Raw genomic sequence first — 20217 nt, forward strand, 5'->3', positions numbered from 1 at the left:
GAGCCCGTCCGCCAAGCCGCCTGCCGGCCTCGGCGCCTTGTGGTTGGGCGACTTCGCCGAGCACCGGCATCCGCCGCTCGTGCTGGACGGTGGTCGGCTGCCGACCACGGACGACATCGTGGCCGCTGCCGGCCGGCTACGTGCCCGTGGCAGGCACAGGGTTGAGGCCACCAAGATGTGAACGACTTCCATGCCGGTGCTGTCAGCCCGGTGCACGGCCTGGCATGCGCAAGAAGGTTGACCTGGCCCGGCACCGCCGCAGGAGCCGGGCTTGGGGTTGTCGCGGTGGTCTCGCTGCGGCAGGAGCGACGACCCGCCATGTGCGAAGCGGACCTACGCAGCCAGGGTCCCATCCTGCGGGTCGCGTTCGCCCGGCCAGGCGACATCGATTTCCGTCGGTGGCCCCTCCGTCGGCCGGCGCTGACCATTGCACGGGGTGCCGCCCGCGCCTCGTCGGAGGGGCATCGGGCGGCGGGCTTGGCGTGCGGTCGCGGCTCAGCGCGAGCCGGCGCGGCGTATGCGCGCCCGCAGCTTCGGGAACTGCTCGAGGGCGTTGGTCCGCTCCAGAGCGATCCGCCGGCGCCGGCTGTAGACCTCATCAACGGTCGGTTCAGGGTCGCCTGTCTTGAGGAGCGGAAGGCTGCCCTTGAGGAAGGGCATCGTTTCGACGTTGTCGGCCGCGTAGAGGTGGCGGGTCGCGGGCCAGTCGCTGCCGAACATGATGTGGTCGGCGGGCACCAGCGACGACAGCGGCTGCAACTGCGCGGCGGTGAACGCCTGTGCGTCGTCGAAGTACATCCGCTTGATGTACTTGAGGGGGCCTTCCGGCAGCACCTCGTTGAACGGCGGGAAGGCCGAGTGCCGTGTCGCGAGCCGGTAGGCCAGGAACGGCAGTGCCCCGCCGCAGTGCGTGAAGTGCCAGCGGATGTTCGGGTAGTCCCGCAGGACACCGTTGTAGATCAGGCTCGTCATCGCACGGGTGGCGTCGAAGGTGTACTCGAAGACGTTGTTCCCGGCCGGGATGTCAGGGCCGAAGCAGAGCTTCGGAGCCGGGTTCACCTCCGGACCCGTCGGGTGGACGTAGACATAGGCACCGCGGTCATTGAGGATCTCGTACAGAGGCGCCAATGAAGGATCCCCCAGGTAGGTGCCTTTGTAGTTGGTGAGCAGACAGATGCCGTCGAGATCCAGTTCGCCGAGCGCGCGGTCCACCTCGGCCACCGAGCTCTTGATGTCGGGCATCGGGGTGACCGCGAAGATCCCGAACCGGTCACCACGCGTCTGCACCAGGTCGCGGGCGTAGTCGTTGACCGCGCGGGCGGTGGCGCGCCGGTCGTCGACCGGGCCGACGGTGACCTGGAGGTCGCCGAACGACAGCACGCTGGCCTGGATCCGGTATTTGTCCATGAAGGCCAGGTGCCGATCGACCGACCACGGACCGTACGCCTCGGTAATGGCGCCGAGCAGGCCGTAGCGCTTCAGGTAGTCGTTGTACACGTCGGGGGCATAGTGCGCGTGCGTATCGATACGCCAGTTGCCCTTCGGCAGCCCCGGGCCGGACGGTGCCGCCTCCGGACCAGCCACGGCAGCCGGCACCGTGGCCGCCGCCCCGACAAGCGCTGCGGCCGATGCCCCTTCGATCATCCTTCGACGCGAGATGTTCCGTCGCAGGTTCATTTCCAGTTCCCCTCTTCATTCTGTGTGCGAGTCAGGACGTATGTGCGTGCGTCACGGCGCCGTCGTCAGGCCGGCAGGGCCTGCGCAGGACGGCGATGCTCCCCGCCGTAACGGAGACCGCTGCCTCCACGCGCGGGCGTGCGCGCGGTCCAGGCCGTCGGGGAGCGCAAGGCGAGAGTCGCTCCTCGGCCGGGCCAGTCGCCGCCAACAGGTCGATCAGGCGCTCATGCGTGGGAACCCCATGGCGCCGACGTAGCCGCGCCGGGCGGCAGTCGGCTGTGGAGCGGACCCGCGAGCAGCGCCGCCGACCCTGCCGGCGCTGCCCCCGCACAGGTCGACAGGCCGCCGGTTCCTTCATGCACGGCGTCATCGCCGACCTCATGCCCAGCGAGGTTCACGCGCCTGGCCCGCCCCAGACGAAGGAATGCGCCGATCACGACGGAACCCGGACAGCGCGGCGTCAACTGCCGTAGTCAGGTGCCGCACAGCGTGGTGATCAACGCTGTCCACCGGCCCGATGAGGATTACGTGCATGACCGCCAGACAACGGCCGCCTCATAAAGCACCTACCACTCAGCACATGAAGCTTCCATGAAGCCAACCGCCGGACCGGCGCCCGTGCCTTCGAGAGCCTCGTAGCGGTGCAGGGCCTCGCTCAGGTGGTGGTCGACCACACAGGCTCGACCAACCGGCGTCGCCGAGCACGTCCGGGAGTACCTGACGGCGCTCCACATGCGGACGCGGGCAGCTGGCCGACGGCCATGCAGGGTCTAGCAGTAGCGCTCGGCAGCGGGGCGGCGAGGCACACTCGGCGGGGGTGACGATGACGGGTTGACACGAGTCCGGTTTCGCTGCCTGAACGCACGTGTCCCGGTTGGCCTCTGCCAAGAGCTCTCGGTGACCACTACGCGGAGTCCTGCGGTGCGTCGGCACGCTGCAGCATGGTGAGCCACTGGGCCACGACGGCGTCGATGAAGGCGTCGGTGACCTGACCGCGGTCGAGGAAGAGCCGGGCCAGGACGGGCCCGTACAGCAGGGTGAACTCGTCTTCGCTGATCCGGACACCCGCAGGCTCCAGCAGCCTGTTGAAGCCGGCGTAGCGGTCTTCGCCGATGCGGACGAGTGCCCGGGCACTGTCGGGGTCGTCGTCGGCCTGGGCGGTGACCGCCAGAGCCGCGGTGCGCACGGACGGCACGCTGACCCCGGCGCGCAGGCTCTTCAGCCAGGCGGTGGCCACGGCGCCCACGTCGCTGCCCGGTTCCGGATAGGTGCCGAGGTCGGGGCCCTCGGTTCCGGCCCCGGCCTGCTCCTCGCCCACGGCGCTGGCAGCAGCTGGCCGGCACCTACGGCCCCGTCCTGGAAGCTCTCACCGCCCGCCACACCGTCGCCGGCATCGACTACCCCGGCAGCGGCGACACCCCCCGCTCCACCACCCCGCTGTCCGTCGACGACCTCGCCGACCAGCTCATCGCCGCCGCCGACGCAGAGGGTCTCGCCCGCTTCGCCGTGTCCGGCTTCTCCCTCGGCGGCCCGGTCGCCATCCGCGCCGCCAGCCACCCCGAGCGCGTCACCGCACTCGTCCTGACCGCCGCCTTCCCGCACCGCGACAACCGGCTCGCTCTCGCCTCCTCGGTCTGGAGCAAGATCGCCGCGTCCCACGACCGCGAGCTGCTCGCCGAATTCCTGCTCCTGATGGCCCTCGGCACCCAGGCGCTGGAGTCGATGCCGGCCGAGCAACTGCAGCAGAACCTCGGCTACACCGCCGCCACCGCGCCCGACGGCAGCTCCGAGCAGACCGACCTCGTCGGCCAGGTCGACGTCCGGGACGACCTCGCCGGCATCAAGGTCCCCACCCTGGTCGTTTCGACCACCGACGACCGGCTCACCTCCACCGCCCTGCACCGCCACCTCGCCGAGACCATCCCCGGCGCCCAACTCGCGGAAATCCCCACCGGCCACCTGCCGATGCTGGAGCGGCCCGAGGAGTGGCTGCAGCTCATCACCGACTTCCTCGACAAGCACCACGCCGGAACGCACACCACGAGTGGGACCACGCGGCGGCCATCGGCGTAACCCCTCACCCGGACCACCCACTGATCACGACTCACCAGCACGCAAACGGGCCGCCTCCCGGTCCCGGATCCCTGTGGGTTCGTAGACCCACTTCCCCCTCGATCTCACGGAGAAATCATGCTCAAGTTCGGCCACATCGACGCGTCCACCCACTTCCACGACCAGCAGAAGGAGAAGGCCCGCCCGGTCACCGTCATCAACACGTTTGTCGCCCCGGAAGGCAAGGAGGAGGAGGTGGTGGCTGCCTGGACGGACGACGCGGAGTACATGAAGAAGTCGGGAAGCCTTCTTTCGGTGCAGCTGTACCGGGGCATCGGCGGCAGCCGGCTGTTCACCGACGTCGCGGTCTGGAAGTCCGCCGAGCACCTCCGTGCAGCGCTCGGCACACCGGAGTTCGCCTCGCACCTGGAGCGCTACCCTGCCCGCACCGTCGCCTATCCGCACCTGTACCAGAAGTTCGCCGTCGAAGGCGTCTGCGAAGGGGAATGACGACTGCTCCCCGATTCCGGCCTGCCCTTCGCCACGCACACGACGTGTGGCGAAGTGCGATCCCTGGGCGGCGGACGACTCGCGCCGATGACGCCGACCTGTTCCCTCTGACCGACCGGCCGGTGCTCGAAGTGCTCGGCCTGGTCCGCGCAGAGAAAGCGCAGCGGCAGGACGTACGCGAGGACTCATGAGGCCAATTGCCAGGAGGCGGGCACTTCCCGTTGCTGGTCCAATGGCCGGGACGGGTCGACGGCGACGGCGGTAGCTGGAGTTGTTCCCCAGGTACCGCCGGAAGGCCGGCAGGACAGCTTTGACTCCCCCAGGGGACGCGGGGCCAGCACCGCAACGTCGCCGGCTCGCCCTGTCACACCGCCTCGACGGATCCTGCCTTGCCACGGACGACATCCCGCAGACGCTTCTTGTCGATCTTGCCGACCTTCGTCAGCGGCAATTCGTCCATGACCAGCAGGTCTTCGGGAAGTTTGTAGCGGGCCACCTGCATCGCGGTGAGGGCGGCGCGGACCGATTCGAGGGTCAGGTCGGCCCCCGGTTCGACGACCACGACCGCGCACACCCGCTCCCCCAGGTCGGGGTCAGCCTTCGCGACGGCCGCGACACGGGCGACACCGGGCAGGCGGTAGATGAGGTTCTCGACCTCCTCGGCGGAGATCTTCTCTCCGCCCCGGTTGATCAGGTCCTTGTCTCGTCCTTCGACGACGAGATTGCCCGAGGGGTGTAGCCGGACGACATCGCCGGTGCGGTACCAGCCGTCGGGCGTGAACGCGCGAGCGTTGTGCTGGTCGGCCCGGTAGTAGCCGCGTGGGGTGTACGGGCCGCGGGTGAGCAGAGCGCCCATCTCGCCGGGCGGGACCGGGTTGTCGGAGGCGTCGACGACGAGGATCTCGTCTTCCGGGCACATGGGGCGCCCCTGGGTCTCGATCTTGATGTCGTCGGGGTCGTCCGGGCGCGTGTAGTTCAGCAGCCCCTCTGCCATGCCGAACACCTGCTGGAGCGTGCCGCCGAGCACGGGTTCGGCGCGGCGGGCGACCTCCGGGGCGAGTCGGGCGCCGCCGACCTGCAGCAACCGCAGCGCGGGCGCGGCGTGGCGGCCGGAGGCGACGGCGTCGATCCAGCGCTGGACGACGGCGGGCACGGCTGCGGTGGCCGTCACGCCCTCGGCGGCCATCAGCGGCAGCACCTTGTCGGGGTGCGGCGTGCCGGCCAGGACCACGCGGCCACCGTTCATGAGGGTGCCCAGGATCCCGGGGCAGGCCAGCGGGAAGTTGTGTCCGGCGGGCAATGCCACCAGGTAGACGGTGTCGGAGTCGATGCCGCAGACCTCGGCGCTGCGCCGCGCGTTGTACTCGTAGTCGTCGTGGGTGCGGGTGATGAGCTTCGGCAGTCCGGTGGTACCGCCGGAGAGCAGGAAGACGGCGATGTCGCTGCTCTGCGGGGCGAGCCGGTCGAGCCGGGCCCGTGCGGTGGCCGGGTCGTCGGCCGGTGCGGCCAGTGCGCGCAGCTCCGTGGCTGCGATGCCGACCGTGCCACCTGCGACAAGCAACAGCCGTACGCTCGGCGTGGCTTCGGCGACCTCCAGACCCAGGGCCTGGTGGTCGAAGTCGCCGAGTCGGTCAGATACGGCGATCGACGTGACCTCGGCATGCTCGGCCAGGTAGCGCAGTTCGTGACCGCGGTGCGCGGGCATCGCCATCACCGGAGCGATTCCCGCCCGCAAACACGCCAGGGTGAGCGTGACGAACTCCCAGCCGTTGGGCAGCTGGACGAGCATCGCGTCACCGGGGTTGAGACCAGTGTCCAGCAGGCGGCACGCCAACCCGTCGACTCTGTCTGCGAGTTGACTGTAGGTCAGGCGCGTGTCGCCGTCCACGACGGCCACCGCGTCGCCGTAGGTCGCAGCCCATTCGTGGAGGTACGACCCGAGCGGCCTGCCACGCCAGTGCCCAGCCTCGCGGTAGCGGTCGGCGGCCTCCTTGGGCCAGGGAACGAATCCCTCACGCATCGTCGGATCCTCCTTGATCCCGGGAGTCACGCAGCAGCAATACGGAGTCGAGCGCGACGACGTCGCCGTCGGGTAGGACGCGCAGGGGGTTGATCTCGCACTCGGCCACCGTCTTTTCGGCGGCCAGGGACGAGAGGGCGAGCAGCACGTGGGCGAGTCGCGCACGGTCGACCGGGGTGGCGCCGCGCGCTCCCAGGAACACCTCACGGGTGGCGAGCTCGTCGAGCATCGTGTGGGCCTCGTTCACGGGCAAGGGCACGAGACGCAAGGAGACGTCGCCGAGGATTTCAGCGGCCGTTCCCCCGGCGCCCAGCGCCAGCACGGGGCCGAAGACCGGGTCACGGCGTACGCCGACGATGAGTTCGGGGCCCGCGGGGGCCATGCGCTCGACCAGCAGGGCGGGGCTTGCGGGCAAGCGGGCGAGGGCGTCGTCGAGTTCCTGGTGCGTGCGGATGCCGACCTGGACCCCGCCGACTTCCGTCTTGTGCAGGATCTCCGCGTCGAAGATCTTGATCACGACCGGTCCGCCGAGCTCGTCGAGAGCCGCATGCGCCGCGGCGGGGTCGGCGCACACGCGCCGTACCGGCGTACGGATGCCCAGGTCCGCGAGGACACCCTTGGCGGTGTGCTCGTCGACAGCGCCGGACAGAGGCAGCGTGGGTGCACTGGGCTCGGTGACGCCGGCAGCCTCTAGACGAGTGCGGGCCGCCGCGTCCTCGACGAGCGCACGCACCATGACCGAACCAGAGGCCGGCGTGGCCGCGCAGGGAATGCCGGCTTCCCCAAGTTGTCGGCGCGTCTGCCGTGTCTGCTCCAGGGGTCCGCCGACGACGGCGACGAGCGGGGTGGCGGTGCGGGCGGCGGTCAGCGCGGCCGGGAGGTCCACCGCGGTGGGTTCCAACAACCCGTACACGGCGGTGACGTCGATGCCGGGGTCCTCCGAGACCCGCTCCACGACCTGCGTGAGCGCGGGCGAGGGGCGGCCGGTGTCGACGGGGTTGTTCAGGTAGGTGAGGGCGGGAAGCAGCTCGCGCAGTTCCTTCACCGACCGTTCGGCCAGGGGCGGAACCTGGATGCCGTGCGAGCGCAGGTCGTCGGTGAGCAGCAGTCCGGGTCCGGCCTGTGCGGTGACCAGGCCGATGCCCGGGCGTGGGTTGGCGGGGAGCCGTAGGCGGCTGGGGGCGGTGACGGCATCGACGAGGTCGCGTTCGTCGTCGACGAGGACGGCTCCGGCCTGGCGCAGGGCCGTCCTGGTCACGCGCCAGGAGGTGGCCAGGGCGCCGGTGTGGGAGCGGGCGAAGTCGCCGATGTCGCTGCGGCCCACGACCAGGGCCACGACGGGGACACGATCCGTCAGGCGGCGTACGGCCCCGGTGAGACGGCGTCCTTCCGCCGCCGTCTCCACATGCAGGGCGACGGCCCGTACGCCGTCGTCGTCGGCGAGGTGGTTGAGAACGTCGGCCTGGGTGACGTCCAAGCTGTTGCCCAGCCCAACCCCGAGGCGCAGGCCGACCCCGGCCTCTGCCAGCGCGAAGGCCAGCGCGTGGTTCACGCCGCCGCTGGCGGCCACGACTGCCACCGGCCCCCGCTCCAGGTCGGCCGCGCCCGGGACGAAACTGGCGGTGAGCCGTCGGTGGGGCGCGAGGAAGCCCGAGGTGTTCGGCCCGAGGACGCGGATGCCGGTGTTCCGCACCACCTCGGCCAGCGCTTGTTGGTACAGCGCACCGTCGCCGCCGGCTTCGGCGAACCCGCCTGCACACACGAGGGCGGCGCGGGCCCCCGTGGCCGCCGCCTCGCGCAGGGCGTCGGCGGTCACGGCGGCCGGGATGCAGGAGACAGCCAGGTCCGGCGTGATGCCCTGGGCTTCGGCCGCCTCGTCGGCGGTGGGAAAGAAGCCCCGGTCGGGATCCGGGCGGCCGGAGTTGACCTTCATCACCGGCCCCGGGAAGGAAGCCAGGGAGTCGGTCATCGCCGCGCCGAGCTTCCCGGGCGTGGCCGATGCGCCGAGCACGGCGATGGCTCGGGGTGCGAACAGTGGGTTCAGCCCGGTCACTTGGTGCCTCCGACGAGGTCGGCTCGGCCGGACAGCACGAACGTGGTCAGCGTGTCGTCGTCATACGCGCCGATGACCGCGGCAGGCAGTCCGTGCACGAGCCGGGCCTCCTCCGCGACCAGTACGCGAGTCAGTGCCGTACCGCCGCGTACGCCGATGAGCGGTGTGCCCGCCTGTGCTGTCTCGCGCACCTGATCGAGGGCGAGCGGCAGACCCTCCTCCGTGCCCGGCGCGTCGATCCACACGCCCGCGTGCGACGGCCGGCCGTCGAACGGAACCATCGGGATGCGGGTGCCGTCAGCCCCGGTCAGCCCGTCGTCGCCGGCCGTCACCCGGCGCGAGGGAAGGCGGAACGGGCCGGCACGGAAAGGCGTCTCCAGGGGCTCCGCCTCGTGGCGTCGCCGCCACCATCCGTCGACGCGGTCCACGTACGACGCGTCGCGCACGGCGAGTTTGCGGCGCGGGATGCTGCGGGTGAGGAAATGGAAGGCGAACCGCGTGGGATCGTCGAACGAGCGGACGTAGCGGCCGAAGTGTTCCCACCAGGACAGGCTGGGACGTGCCGAGTTCTGGATCCTCGCGACCTCGGGGCGGCGACGCTCCTCGTAGATCCCGAGTGCCTCCGGCACGCTGTGCGACGCCTCCCCCAGGGCCTCGGCCAGTACGACCGCGTCCTCCATGGCCATCTTGGTGCCGGACCCGACGGAGAAGTGCGCGGTGTGCGCCGCATCGCCCAGCAGCACCCACTTGCCACGCCGCCACGAACGGGCCCTGCGGGTAGCGAAGTTGGCCCAGCGGGAGTTGTTGCCGACCAGCGCATGCCCGTCGATCTGCTCGCGGAACAGGTCCTCCAGGTAGCTCTTGGTCTTCTCGTCGCTCGGGCCCGGCGGGGTGGAGGGATCGAAGGCGTCGAGGCCGGCTGCGGCCCAGGAGTCGGCGCCGGTTTCGACGATGAAGGTGCTCAGCGAGTCGCTGATCGGATACGCGTGGGCGGCGAAGACACCGTGCGGGCCGCCCTGGTGGACGAAGGTGAGCCCGTCGAACATGTAGGTGGTGCCGAACCAGATGAACTTCGCGCTCGCCACCTCGGCGGTCGGCCCGAAGTCGTCGGCGAACATGGTGCGGAAGCGGCTGTTGGCGCCGTCGCACACCACGACCAGGTCGAACTCGTCCAGCTCGGCGGGATCGCGGACCTCGTGCTGGAAACGCATCTGCACGCCCTCGGCGCGGGCCCGCTCCAGCAACAGGCTCAGCAGCGTCTTGCGGACCACGGCCGCCATGCCCATGCCGCCGACGCGCTCCCGCGTACCGTGCACGCGGACCTCGATGTCGTCCCAGTGCCGGCCGTGCTTCTCCAGCGCCTCGCTGAGGACGGGGTCGGCGGCGTCGATGGCGTCGAGTGTGGCGTCGGAGAAGACCACTCCGAAGCCGAACGTGTCGCCGGAGCGGTTGCGTTCGAAGACCACAACCTCGGCGCCGGGCCGACTCCGCTTCAGCAGCGTGGCGAAGAAAAGTCCTCCGGGACCTGCGCCGATGCAGGCAACTTTCATGGCTTTCCCTTCGTGCTCACAGCCACGCGGGCAGCTTCGGCAGGGATCCCCCGCCGGTCGGGTACAGAGGGCCGGGCACGGGGCGCCCGGTCGCGTAGGCGGCCAGGCTGGGAAGGCCACCGCTCACCGCGACCGGCTCCGCGCCGCCGGGCGCGCCCAGGAGCCAGGTGCGGACATCCCTCTCGGTCCGCAGCTCGACAGGGGGGCAGTCCGGGCGGGCCCGGAAGGCGGCGGCCACGTCGTCGACGAGCGCCGCGCACACCTCGTGCGGGACATCGTCGAAGGTGGTGATGTTCAGATCGACGGTGTGGACCCACACCTCGCGCACGCGCATCCAGGGCACCTGGGAGGCCGGCACCTCGCGTCCCCGTGCCGTGCGCACGGTCGCGCCCCAGCACTCGTCCGGCAGGCCGGCGAACGCCTCGGCCAGTCGTCCGTCGGCCGCGAGGAGTTCCTCACGCAGCACGCCCGCCGGCCGGCGGGCGCCGTCCTCGATCCCGTCGGCACGCTGGTCGGCACTGGCGTACATCGGGTTCTCCACACCCGTACGCGCCCAGGTCATCAGGTTGACGAGCGCGTCGGCGTTCCGGGCCACGTGGGCGACGACGTGGGCCCTGCTCCAGCCCGGCAGGTACGACGGTCGGGTGAGATCCGCGTCGGTCAGCCGGTGCACGGCCGCCTCGAAGGCGGCCGTCCCCTTGGCGGCCCACTCCAGCACCGGGTCCGGGCGTGCGCTCACCGCATCTCCCGGTGGCAGGTGTTGCGGCACTCGCCGATCCCCTCGATGCGGGTGACGAGGCGCGTACCGTCCTGGAGATAGCGAGCGGGCTTGCGGGCGTGGCCGACCCCGCCCGGAGTACCGGTGGCGATCACGTCGCCGGGCACCAGCGTGATGATCTCGGACAGGTACGCGACCAGCGTGGCCGGGTCGAAGACGAGGTCGCCGGTGTCGGCCTTCTGGACCGTGTCGCCGTCGACTTCACAGGTCAGGCTCAGGCCCTGGGCGGACACCGCGGGGTCGTCGGCGGTCACAAGCCACGGTCCGATGGGGGTGGTGGCCTCGAAGGTCTTGCCCTGGTCCCACTGGGTGGTGCGGTACTGCCAGTCGCGGGCGGTGACGTCGTTGAGCACGGTGTACCCGGCGATCGCGGCCCGCGCCTGCGCCGTGTCGGCGTGCCGGACCTCGGCTCCGATGACGACGCCGAGCTCGGCCTCCCAGTCCATCTGCGTGGACGCGGCGGGCAGGGTCACGCCGTCGTAGGCACCGACCAGGGCCCGCGCATACTTGTTGAACAGCGTGGGGTGCGAGGGGAGTTCGCGGCCCATCTCCAGAATGTGGGTGCGGTAGTTGAGGCCGACGCACACGACCTTTTCCGGCGCGACGACGGGGGCGTAGTCCAGGGCGCCTTCGTACGTTTCGTCATCGGCGGTCGCGGCACGCGTCGCCCAGTCGCTGTGGCGCAGGAAGGCCACCAGGTCGCTCTCACCCAGGTCCACCGCCCTGTCGTCATCGATGCGGACGGCGCGCGTGACGCCGTTGACCCGGATGGTGGCGAGCTTCACTTGTGTTCTCCTCGGGAGGTACGGGCGAGGCCGAGCGCCTCGTAGACGGGCTCGTCGCTGAACCGGAACAGGTCGACCTGGGTGCGGGCTACGAGGGAGACCTCGCACCAGGACGGGACGACGAACAGGTCTCCCTTGGCGATCTCGAAGACCTTGTCGCCGACGTGGGCGACCGCCTCACCCTCGAACACCTGCCAGATCGAGGAGCCGACCTGGCGCACCGGGGTGGTCTGGGCGCCGGCCCGCAGTCGGCGCATCTCAGTGCGCATCGTGACCAGGGCGTCCCTGCCGGTGGTGGGGTTGGAGAAGCGGATGCCGGCGTGTCCGGGTTCGATCACGCCGGGCACGCCTTCCTGCTCCAGTTCCAGCTGGGCGGTCAGCGCGGCGTCGGTGTGCTCCCAGCGGTAGGCGGCCAGCGGGGAGTTGGGCTGGTCGGGCAGGCCCATCGGGCGCAGCCCGGGGTGGCCCCACAGTCGTTCGCCGCGCGAGCGCTCGGGGGTTTCGCGGGTGGAGAGCTCATCGGGGCCGAACTCGAAGAATCCGGCGTCCAGTTGGGAGACGAGCGGGATGTCGAGGCCGTCGAGCCAGGCCATCGGCTCGTCGGTGACGTTCTGGTGCTCGTGGAAGGCCCAGCTCGGCGTGAGCAGCAGGTCACCGCGCTTCATGGCGACCGCGTCCCCGTCGACGTTGGTCCACACGCCCTCGCCTTCGACCACGAAGCGGAAGGCTCCCTGGCTGTGCCGGTGCGAGGGGGCGACCTCGCGCGGACCCAGGTACTGGATCGCGGTCCACAGCGTGGGCGTGGCGTATGGACGGCCCGGGAGGCCGGGGTTGGACAGGGCCATGGCGCGGCGCTCGCCGCCACGTCCCACCGGCACCAGGTCGCCGGAGCGCTGTGCGATGGGCAGCAGCTGCGCCCACCGCCACAGGTGCGGGACGGCTGCGGACTGCGGCGACATCGGCATGAGGCCGTCCACCTGGGTCCACAGCGGGATCAGGCCCACGTCCTCGAAGTCCGCGTAGAGCTCGTCGAGCAGCTTCTGCTCGGTCTGCTCGCTGGTTGTGTCGGTCAAGACAACCTCCACGTAGTGCGTTCTGTGTAACCGCCCGAAGGCGCGCTCACTTGCGCGCTGCAGAGGACGCTACGCCGCCATTTCCCTTTTTCGGAATCTTCTATGGATAGAATTCCTCTATGGAGAATTCGGAAGAGCCTGGCCCCTCGTATCCCGTGAGTGCAGCCGGCAACGCCCTACGTGTCGTCCGGCTGCTGCACGAGCTCGACGAGCTGCGGGTGATGGACGTAGCCGACCGGCTCGGCGTCGCGCGCTCGACCGCCCACCGGATCCTCGCGATGCTCGTCCACGAGGGATTCGCGGCGCAGGACCGCCGCAAGGTGTACCGGCCGGGGCCGGCTCTGCAGGCGATCAGGGGAAGTCAGGCGGCCCCTCCCCCGGATCTGATCACCATCGCCCACCCCCACCTGCAACAACTGGCGGACGCCGTCCGTGAGACGACCCACCTGATGGTGCTCGAGGGCAACGGAGCCCGCTTCCTGGACGGCGTGGAGGGCCCCCAGGCCCTGCGTGTCAGCTACCGCACCGGCACGCTCCTTCCCGCCCACGTGACCTCGGGCGGGAAGGCCCTGCTCGCGGCGATGCCGGCGGACCGGCTCCTGGCCCTCTACCCCAACGGACTCCCCGAGGACCGGGCCAAGGCTCCCAAGGACTTCGAGAGCCTGATGAACGAGCTAGCAGCAGTGCGCCGGGACGGCTACGCGACCAACCGGCAGGAGAGCGAGCGCGGAGTGCACGCCGTCGGTGCGTGTGTGCGCGACCGCACGGGCACCGCCATAGCTGCCGTGGTCGTGGCGGCTCCGTCCGTCCGTTGCACCCGCGCAAGGCTCGCTGACCTGTCCCAACCTCTGCTCACGACCGCGCGGGACATCGGTCAAGGTCTGTGAACGGCAGCGGCGAACGCCACCGTCAAGCAGCATGGTGGCGTGCGCCGTAGCAGTCTTCGAGGCATGTCATACGGCCTCTGCGAAGGGCATCCCGGTGAAGGCGCAGTGCAGTTGTTCCCAGGGCGGTCCCACCCGGCGGCCTGACCCGAGGGGAACGTCGCCGGAAACCCGTCGTACAGGAACCCCTGCCGGATCGCGGCCCCGCAGGTTGATCCCGGCGGCTGCCATCCCGACGAGTGACGGTCCTTCACCGGGCCCGGGCCGTTCGACATCGCCCACGTTCAGTACGCCGATCCCTACTCCACGAATCGCGCCCTTTCGGCATCGCGTCTCCTCACCGTCTCAGAACGCGCTCGGCGTTGCCGTGCGCGATGCTCGCGAGGTCGGCCGGCGCGTACGGTGCCGAACGCAGGAATCCCACGGCCTCGGCGCTCGACTCGAACGGGTAGTCGATGGAGAACAGCACCCGGTCGACGCCGACGGTATGGACGGCTCCCAGCAGCGCGGCATGCGACATGACTCCGCTGGTGGTGACATACACGTTGTTCCGCAGGTAGTACGAGGGCAGGTGTTGCACCCTGTGCTCGGCAGGCACCTGGTCGTAGCGGCTGTCGAGCCGGGCCATCTGGAACGGCAGCAGCTCGCCCATGTGCCCCAACATCACCGAGGCGCCCGGGAACTGGTCGAACACACCGCCGTAGATCAGCCGGAGCGCATGGGCACCCACCGTCGCGGTCCAGCCCCAGGACGGCCCGACCAGCACGGGATACCCGTCGAAGACCCGCCAGTTGTCCGCCGGCACAACAGCCGGATGCAGATACAGCGTCACGCCGAGGCGCTCCAGCTCGGCCCATACCGTTCTGAACTGCGGTTCGTCCAGGTAGTGCCCCCGCACATGGTCGTTGTACAGCACGCCCTTGAACCCGAGCTCCGTCACCGCCCGACGCAACTCCACAACCGCGGCCTTGGGGTCCTGCAACGGAAGGGTGGCAAAGCCCGCGAACCGTTTCGGATGTGCGGCGACCGCCTTGGCGAGATCGTCGTTGATTTGCCGCGCGGCCACCACGGCCTCCGCGGGATCCTCGATCACTTCCACGCCCGGCGTGGAATACGAGAGGACCTGGACATCGACCCCGTTGGCGTCCATGTCCGCCAGCCGCAGCTCGGTCAGATCGTCCAGGCGACGGAACCACTCCTGCTTGATCGCCCCCGGCACCGCCATGCGCTGACGGATCGCTGCCTCCTGCCGGATGGCTCCGGGAATGGAGAAGGCCTCTTCCACGGCCACGATGCGCATCTTTTTCTCCTTCTTGGCGTTTCGATGGCCCTTCGAGCCGCCGGGCGTGGCGGAGGCACGGCTGCCGGGCGCCGTCTCGGCGGCGAGCCCGGACTGCCCCGTGACCAGACCGCCGCATGGCGGCAGTCAGAGGGTGGGCTGTCGTGACCGGCTGGTCCTGCTCTGCTCGCAGAGCCGACGGGCCGCATCCGGCGACCGGGGCCGAGGGCAAATGCACCCTCTCGGGCCGGGACCAGCCCGAACGAGGTCAGGCAGTTGTCCCGGCAAGTCGCTGACGCCCACCCCTGCGGGGCCGCCTGACCACCAGCGCCTGAGCAGAGGAGGTGCTGACTCTTGCCGCTCCAGAGCGCTCCTGGGTGACGTGGGGCTGCTGCCCACTCCCCCTCTCTTGAACTGGAGCCAAGCTAGTTCTAGGGTATTTTCCAGTCAAGACCAGTGAGGAAGTCAGATAGACGCAGCCTCGACTCATGACTCGCAGTCAAGAACCCGGGCGGTCTGTCAACCTGTGCCGATTGCCACGGCCAGGCCACGCAACGGGCCGCCCCGGATCGTCGGACTGTTCGGTTTCGTGTTCCGGTCCTGGTGAGCCGTCTGGCCGAGGTTCGCTCCCACACGTTCTGACCGGGGCGGGTGAGGCGCAGGCGGCGCCATGAAGCCCTAGATGAACCGCGTAACGATGTGAAGGGACGTGAGAGTGGAGCAGACCATGATGGCGGTCCGCCTGTTCGAACATGGCGAACCCGAGGTGCTCAAGTACATAGAGGCGCCGATTCCCGAGGTCGGCCCCGACGACGTCTTGATGCGCGTACACGCCACGGCCGTCAACAGCTGGGACCTGCGCTACCGCGCGGGCAACCTGCCGCAGCCTCTGCCGGGACGGCCGCCGTGGCCTCTGCCGTTCCAGCTCGGCAGGGACGCGGCCGGTGAAATCGTCGCCACCGGCGAGAACGTCACCCGGTGGAACCCCGGCGACAGGGCGGTGCAGCTTCCGCACCCGCCGTGCCGTAACTGCGCCCTGTGCGTACGCGGCCTGGAAAACCTGTGCGTCGACACCGCCTACCCCGGACACCAGGTCTTCGGCGGATACGCCCAGTACGTCGTGCGCCGCCAGGACGCGATCCTGCCCATCCCCGACGGCGTCGACTTCGAGACGGCCGCAGCCACCATGTGGACCTACACCACTCCCCTCAACTGCGCACGCCAAGCACCCGTCGGCCCCGGCGACACCGTGGTCATCACCGGCGCCAGCGGCGGGATGGCCATCGCCTGCGCACAACTGGCCAAACTCAGCGGAGCCACCGTCATCGGCACCACCACCAAGCCGGACCGCGACGAAGCGCTCAGCAAGCTCGGCTACGACCACATCCTGCACTCCACCGATCCCGGACTGCCGGCGCGAGTCCGGGAGCTGACGCACGGTCTGGGCGCCGACGCCGTCTGGGACTGTGTCGGCGGCAACGACTTCTTCCAGCTCTCCCTTTTCTGCACACGGCTCGGCGGCACGGTCATCGTCCTGGGCACACCGACCGACCAGGGCTCACGCCTCGAACTGGACGCACTCGCCCTCATCGGCCGACAGGTCAAGATCGCCAGCGTCCGCGGCGCCACCCTGCGCGACCAGCAACTCTGCCTGGAACTGCTGGCAGACAAAAAGATCAACCCGATCATCGACCGCGCCTACCCCCTGGAAGAAGCCGCCGAAGCCCACGCCTACCTCGAAAGCCACCGGCAGACCGGCAAAGTACTCCTCCTGCCCTAACACCCCGAGCCGCCTGCCGAACGGGGGAACTGCCCCAGGTTGGGTGGAGCCGAGTTACTTGGTTTCATGCTGCCGGCGGTGTACGGAGTTCGTACTCCACCGGACTGATCATGACTCGTCAGTCGCCATTGCCCTAAGCTCGCGGATCCGTCTAGTGCGTTGACCACGAACGTCGGCCGGGTGTGGTGATACGCGGTTCAGTATTCGCGGCACGGGGTTCTGTCGGCCTCACTCTCGATGGCAACGTGGTCGCTGTTGAGGGTGAGGCCGAAATGGCAGAGCCGGTCAGAGCACGGCGGTTGACCGATGAAGAGGGCCGGAAGCTGCAGCAGATCGTCCAGCGGGGCAGACACGAGTCCGTGCGGTCCGCCGGGCGTTGATCGTTATGGCGTCGGCGTCGGAGACCCCTGTGACGGCGATCGCGCGGTTGGTTGCCGCGCATGAGGACACCGTCCGGGATGTGATCCACCCCTTCAAGGCGAGGGGCCTGGCCGCGTGGACCCTCAGTGGGCGGGAGGCCGTCCTCGCCTGATCAACTCCAGGACTACCTGTGGTGGCGCAACGCCAATGCCCGCCACCCCGACGTCCTGGCCGCCCCACGTCGCGAGCGCGCCAAGGTCCGCAGCGAACGCCAACAACGCTGGGGACGCCCACGGCCCACAGTCGCCTGATCAGACCCGGCGAACGTCCGTGGTCAACGCACTGGCTGCTTGAGGGCCGCGCCTACTTTCGCACGCGGAACCGGAGCATCGTGACGGCGCCCGACTGGGTGTTGCTGAAAGGTTCCAGGTCGATCCTGTCGAGGCTTGAGGGCGAGAAGCGGATACCGTCGCCGAGTAGCACCGGTAGGACATACACCAGGATCTCGTCGACGAGCCCGCGCCGCAGGCACTGGGCGGCCACGTCGGCACCGAGGATCTCCAGGTTCTTGCCGCCCGCGGCGCTGTGTGCCGTGGCAACGGCTTCCTCAAGTCCACAGGTGAGGAACGTGACGGCAGGGTCCGGTTCGTCGGGAGGCTCGTGGGTGAGGACGAACTGTGCTCCCCCGTCGTAGGTGGCGTCCTGGCCGGCCATACGCTTGGCGACCTCGTACGTGCCCCGGCCGACGAGCATGGCGCCTGTGGCCGCCATGATCTCCGGGAACACGTCCGCAGTCAGGTACTCGGCGATCCAGTCCATCGCGTGGCCAGGACCGGCGATGAAGCCGTCCAGCGACATCGCCCTGTTCACGACCACTTTGCCGGTGCCGGTGCTCACGTCGCTCATGCGTACTCTCCAAGAATTTTGGAAGCCCGAGGCCGAATCATAGTTCGGCCGGCGGGGAGGGCGAGGGCGGGAGTTGCACGCGTATCTGCGGTGGCGCAACGCGAACAACCGGCACCCGGATGTGCTGGCCCCGCAGCGTCGGGAACGTGCCCGGGTACGGAGTGAACGACACCGCTGGCGGGGTCGCTCTCAGTCCCGGGCCGCGTGACCAACCCGGTGATCGTTTGTGGTCACCGCACTAGCGGGCCGCAGGTGTGGGCTGGTTGCCACCCGCGACAAAGGTGGTCTCCGTGGTGAACAAAGCATCCACGGCGGAGTCCTGACCCTCCAGGCCCGAGGCACGGACGGTCTCACCAAGGCGCGTGGCACCCTTCGCGGCGACGTACAGAGTGCGCCGGGGTGCTCGCGGGTCCATGAGGCCCGCGCTGAAGGCGAGGAGCTGGGCGGCGGTGCCGATCGTGCCTTCGCCTGCCGCGGGCATTGCGGAAAGCCGTGGGGCCACACCGCTGAAGAGCCGCCGCAGCATGCGCCTGTTCGCGACCGCCGAGGACATGCGGTGGCCGCGCTCGTGCCACGTCGATCGCGAGGCGGATCGAACGGGAGACGACCTCGCCGCTCTCCCCGGATGACAAGGATGCCATTCACCGGCTGCTCTACCGTCTGGTCGAGGAGCTGAACGCCGACGCCCTCGCCATCGACGGTCGATCCCTGAACTGACCCGGGCCGTCCAGCCGAGCCACTTCCGGATCCGACTCGGCGAGGTGAGGAAGAGACGTTGAAAGGCTGGCGTCCCCTTGGCCGATCTCTCCGTCGACCCATCGCCCGCACCGCCGGCGTCGGCAAGGCAGCCATCGACCGCCGCTGGAGCGACAAGGAGGACCTCTTCGTCGACGTCATCCGCGCCGCCGAGCCCCCTGAACGCGACCTCCCCGGCAATCGATGCGGGACGACCTGGACGTTCTGCTGGAGTCGCTGCGTCAACGCAGCCTGTCCGGCCGCTCGTCGGCGATCCTGCACACCGCGCACGCCCAGATGAGAAGCAGCCCGAAGATATGGGCCGCCCGCCACCCCGGTGTGATCACTCCCCGGCTCGACCTCGGACTGGAGACTCTCCGGCGAGGCCAGCTGAACGAGGACCTCCGTACGGGCATCGACCTGGAACTGACCATCGACATGTTCGTCGGCCCCCTGCTCATCCGCACGTTCGTACGCCACGACCCCGGCCTCCCGGATGGGCTGCCCGAACAGATCGTCGACGCCGTCCTCCATGGCCTACGGCCCGTCAGCTCCCCGCGCGGTTGAACGCGTGGGCGCCGGGGGGGCGACCGCTGTCACCCGCGTCTGCCGCACCGCACCCGGTAGGAGCGCGAACCCGACTTGGTGGTGCCCCGGCCGCTTGCCTGAGGAGAACTTGCGCATTCGCTGGACGGCGTAATGCCGCGGGTCACCGTGCTGCCGCGTACCGAGCAGCCGTTGGCCCCGTGGTGGTGTTCCGTCGCAGTTCCTGCGCGGGGTGTCTCCCCTCCACCTGGGGAGACACCCCGCGACTGCGTCGGGAGCGCTCAGCCTCGCGCGGCGAACGCGGTGGCCGCTTCCTCAAAGGACGCGGGTTCACGGCCGAGCAGCATCCGCAGGACGTTGCTGTTGCCGCGCAGGCCGTGCCGGTCATAGTCCTGCCACATGGCGCGCATGTCCGAGGCCCGGGACGCAGAGTCGGCAACTCCCGGCGGGAGCGGTGCGTCCGCCCAGTCCACCGTCCTCGCCTCCAGATCCACTCCTCGTGCACGTCCGGCGAAGCGCACCGCGTCGGCCAACGTGAGGGTAGGTCCCGCGAGTTCGTAGGTCGCCGAGTCGTGGCCTTGCTCGGAGAGCACCTTGACGCCGGCTTCCCCGAGGTCACGCAAGTCGATGAACGAGAACTCGTTGTCGACGTTGAACGGCACCCCGACGGGGCCGGCCGGAGCCCTCCCCCACGTCGACAGGACGATCTGCGCGAACATCGAGGGCTGGAGAATCGTCCAGTTCAGGTTTGAGGCCCGCACGGCGGCCTCGGCGTTCGCCTTGCGCAGGTGGTGGCGCAGCCCAGGGGTGTGCGGGTGGAGGACGGACAGGTACACGAACCGGCGCGCGCCCTCGTGCTCAGCCGCCTCGAGCGCCCTGATCGCGAGCACGTCTTCCTCAGGGTGGAACGCCGGCGGAATCATGAACACGAAGTCGGCGTTCTTCAGCGCCTGACGGACGGCGTCCGGCTCCTCCAGGTCGGCCTCGACGGTATCGCCCACGCCCAGCGCAGCCACTCGTTCCCGCCCTGACGGGCCGTGCACCACGGCCCGGACCCGGAATGGGGTTCGCAGCGCGGCCTCCAGCACGTACGTACCGCAGAGCCCTGCCGCCCCGATCACCGCGATCAGGGGCTGCTCCTTGCTGCGTACGGCTTCTGACTCGGACACTTTCCCGGTTTCCTCTCGCTGTTCTGAGGTGACTCCGCGGCGCCGTGACGCGCGCGTGCG

The 20217-nt window shown here is 69.7% G+C and carries 17 protein-coding genes and 2 pseudogenes; 7 read left to right on the top strand and 12 right to left on the bottom strand.

What is annotated here, in order from left to right:
* Positions 1 to 495: 495 nt before the first annotated feature.
* Entirely contained in the window at positions 496 to 1584 is a 1089-nt protein-coding gene (locus OHB04_RS03145) for an amidohydrolase family protein (RefSeq protein ID WP_326806756.1), read from the bottom strand.
* 997 nt (positions 1585 to 2581) lie between these two features.
* A complete protein-coding gene (locus OHB04_RS03150) occupies positions 2582 to 2995 on the bottom strand; it encodes a hypothetical protein (RefSeq protein WP_326686133.1) in 414 nt (137 codons plus the stop codon).
* A 74-nt stretch (positions 2996 to 3069) separates the two neighbouring features.
* Here OHB04_RS03150 and OHB04_RS03155 point away from each other — a divergent pair, with 74 nt between their 5' ends.
* Both OHB04_RS03155 and OHB04_RS03160 read left to right on the top strand, forming a co-directional pair.
* Positions 3070 to 3750, top strand: coding sequence for an alpha/beta fold hydrolase (locus OHB04_RS03155; RefSeq protein WP_442815071.1), 681 nt, complete (start codon positions 3070 to 3072; stop codon positions 3748 to 3750).
* Between the two features lie 117 nt (positions 3751 to 3867).
* Entirely contained in the window at positions 3868 to 4239 is a 372-nt protein-coding gene (locus OHB04_RS03160) for an antibiotic biosynthesis monooxygenase family protein (RefSeq protein WP_326806757.1), read from the top strand.
* A gap of 364 nt (positions 4240 to 4603) precedes the next feature.
* On the opposite strand, the gene OHB04_RS03165 is transcribed toward OHB04_RS03160, so the two are convergent.
* Genes OHB04_RS03165 through OHB04_RS03190 form a run of 6 tightly spaced genes read right to left on the bottom strand, consistent with a single transcriptional unit; the run spans position 4604 to position 12498 of the window.
* Positions 4604 to 6259 (bottom strand): (2,3-dihydroxybenzoyl)adenylate synthase, encoded by a 1656-nt coding sequence (locus tag OHB04_RS03165; RefSeq protein WP_326806758.1) that lies wholly within the window; start codon positions 6257 to 6259, stop codon positions 4604 to 4606.
* Complete coding sequence (locus OHB04_RS03170; protein WP_326806759.1) at positions 6252 to 8312, bottom strand: acetate--CoA ligase family protein; 2061 nt, start codon at positions 8310 to 8312, stop codon at positions 6252 to 6254. Before OHB04_RS03170 ends, OHB04_RS03165 begins: the two co-directional genes overlap by 8 nt.
* Positions 8309 to 9862 carry an FAD-dependent monooxygenase gene (locus OHB04_RS03175; protein WP_326686137.1) on the bottom strand — a complete coding sequence of 518 codons (1554 nt, stop codon included), beginning with the start codon at positions 9860 to 9862 and terminating at the stop codon, positions 8309 to 8311. The genes OHB04_RS03170 and OHB04_RS03175 overlap by 4 nt, the downstream gene beginning before the upstream one ends.
* 16 nt (positions 9863 to 9878) lie before the next feature.
* Complete coding sequence (locus OHB04_RS03180; RefSeq protein WP_326686138.1) at positions 9879 to 10601, bottom strand: maleylpyruvate isomerase family mycothiol-dependent enzyme; 723 nt, start codon at positions 10599 to 10601, stop codon at positions 9879 to 9881.
* Positions 10598 to 11425 carry a fumarylacetoacetate hydrolase family protein gene (locus OHB04_RS03185; RefSeq protein ID WP_326686139.1) on the bottom strand — a complete coding sequence of 276 codons (828 nt, stop codon included), beginning with the start codon at positions 11423 to 11425 and terminating at the stop codon, positions 10598 to 10600. Before OHB04_RS03185 ends, OHB04_RS03180 begins: the two co-directional genes overlap by 4 nt.
* Positions 11422 to 12498: a cupin domain-containing protein gene (locus tag OHB04_RS03190; RefSeq protein ID WP_326686140.1), complete on the bottom strand. Its 1077-nt coding sequence runs from the start codon at positions 12496 to 12498 to the stop codon at positions 11422 to 11424. The genes OHB04_RS03185 and OHB04_RS03190 overlap by 4 nt, the downstream gene beginning before the upstream one ends.
* Before the next feature lie 119 nt (positions 12499 to 12617).
* On the opposite strand from OHB04_RS03190, the gene OHB04_RS03195 reads away from it, so the two are divergent.
* A complete protein-coding gene (locus OHB04_RS03195) occupies positions 12618 to 13385 on the top strand; it encodes an IclR family transcriptional regulator (RefSeq protein ID WP_326686141.1) in 768 nt (255 codons plus the stop codon).
* A 334-nt stretch (positions 13386 to 13719) separates the two neighbouring features.
* Here OHB04_RS03195 and OHB04_RS03200 read toward each other — a convergent pair whose 3' ends face one another.
* A complete protein-coding gene (locus tag OHB04_RS03200) occupies positions 13720 to 14682 on the bottom strand; it encodes an amidohydrolase family protein (protein WP_326686142.1) in 963 nt (320 codons plus the stop codon).
* A 694-nt stretch (positions 14683 to 15376) separates the two neighbouring features.
* Here OHB04_RS03200 and OHB04_RS03205 point away from each other — a divergent pair.
* The gene (locus OHB04_RS03205; protein WP_326686143.1) at positions 15377 to 16441 is read left to right on the top strand and encodes a quinone oxidoreductase family protein; all 1065 of its coding nucleotides are present in this window, start codon (positions 15377 to 15379) and stop codon (positions 16439 to 16441) included.
* Positions 16442 to 16850: 409 nt separating this feature from the next.
* Entirely contained in the window at positions 16851 to 16973 is a 123-nt protein-coding gene (locus OHB04_RS41685; RefSeq protein WP_442814778.1) for a hypothetical protein, read from the top strand.
* A gap of 191 nt (positions 16974 to 17164) precedes the next feature.
* On the opposite strand, the gene OHB04_RS03215 is transcribed toward OHB04_RS41685, so the two are convergent.
* Positions 17165 to 17707 (bottom strand): dihydrofolate reductase family protein, encoded by a 543-nt coding sequence (locus OHB04_RS03215; RefSeq protein WP_326686144.1) that lies wholly within the window; start codon positions 17705 to 17707, stop codon positions 17165 to 17167.
* A gap of 67 nt (positions 17708 to 17774) precedes the next feature.
* Here OHB04_RS03215 and OHB04_RS03220 point away from each other — a divergent pair.
* Positions 17775 to 17915, top strand: a pseudogene (locus tag OHB04_RS03220) (IS630 family transposase); the annotation flags it as partial.
* Between the two features lie 30 nt (positions 17916 to 17945).
* Here the strand turns inward: OHB04_RS03220 and OHB04_RS03225 are convergent.
* Positions 17946 to 18188: a hypothetical protein gene (locus tag OHB04_RS03225; RefSeq protein ID WP_326686145.1), complete on the bottom strand. Its 243-nt coding sequence runs from the start codon at positions 18186 to 18188 to the stop codon at positions 17946 to 17948.
* 313 nt (positions 18189 to 18501) lie between these two features.
* On the opposite strand from OHB04_RS03225, the pseudogene OHB04_RS03230 reads away from it, so the two are divergent.
* Positions 18502 to 19009: pseudogene (locus OHB04_RS03230) on the top strand (TetR/AcrR family transcriptional regulator).
* A 260-nt stretch (positions 19010 to 19269) separates the two neighbouring features.
* Here OHB04_RS03230 and OHB04_RS03235 read toward each other — a convergent pair.
* Positions 19270 to 20157, bottom strand: coding sequence for an SDR family oxidoreductase (locus OHB04_RS03235; RefSeq protein ID WP_326686146.1), 888 nt, complete (start codon positions 20155 to 20157; stop codon positions 19270 to 19272).
* Positions 20158 to 20217: the final 60 nt, after the last annotated feature.

Origin of the sequence: Streptomyces sp. NBC_01775 (assembly GCF_035917675.1) — a bacterium.
In the GTDB taxonomy this organism is placed as follows: Bacteria; Actinomycetota; Actinomycetes; order Streptomycetales; family Streptomycetaceae; genus Streptomyces.

Coding starts and splice junctions, on each gene's coding strand:
- OHB04_RS03160 (WP_326806757.1), top strand. CDS start 3,868: ATGCTCAAGTTCGGCCACATCGACGCGTCCACCCACTTCCACGACCAG.
- OHB04_RS03165 (WP_326806758.1), bottom strand. CDS start 6,259: ATGCGTGAGGGATTCGTTCCCTGGCCCAAGGAGGCCGCCGACCGCTAC.
- OHB04_RS03175 (WP_326686137.1), bottom strand. CDS start 9,862: ATGAAAGTTGCCTGCATCGGCGCAGGTCCCGGAGGACTTTTCTTCGCC.
- OHB04_RS03195 (WP_326686141.1), top strand. CDS start 12,618: ATGGAGAATTCGGAAGAGCCTGGCCCCTCGTATCCCGTGAGTGCAGCC.
- OHB04_RS03200 (WP_326686142.1), bottom strand. CDS start 14,682: ATGCGCATCGTGGCCGTGGAAGAGGCCTTCTCCATTCCCGGAGCCATC.
- OHB04_RS03215 (WP_326686144.1), bottom strand. CDS start 17,707: ATGAGCGACGTGAGCACCGGCACCGGCAAAGTGGTCGTGAACAGGGCG.
- OHB04_RS03225 (WP_326686145.1), bottom strand. CDS start 18,188: ATGCCCGCGGCAGGCGAAGGCACGATCGGCACCGCCGCCCAGCTCCTC.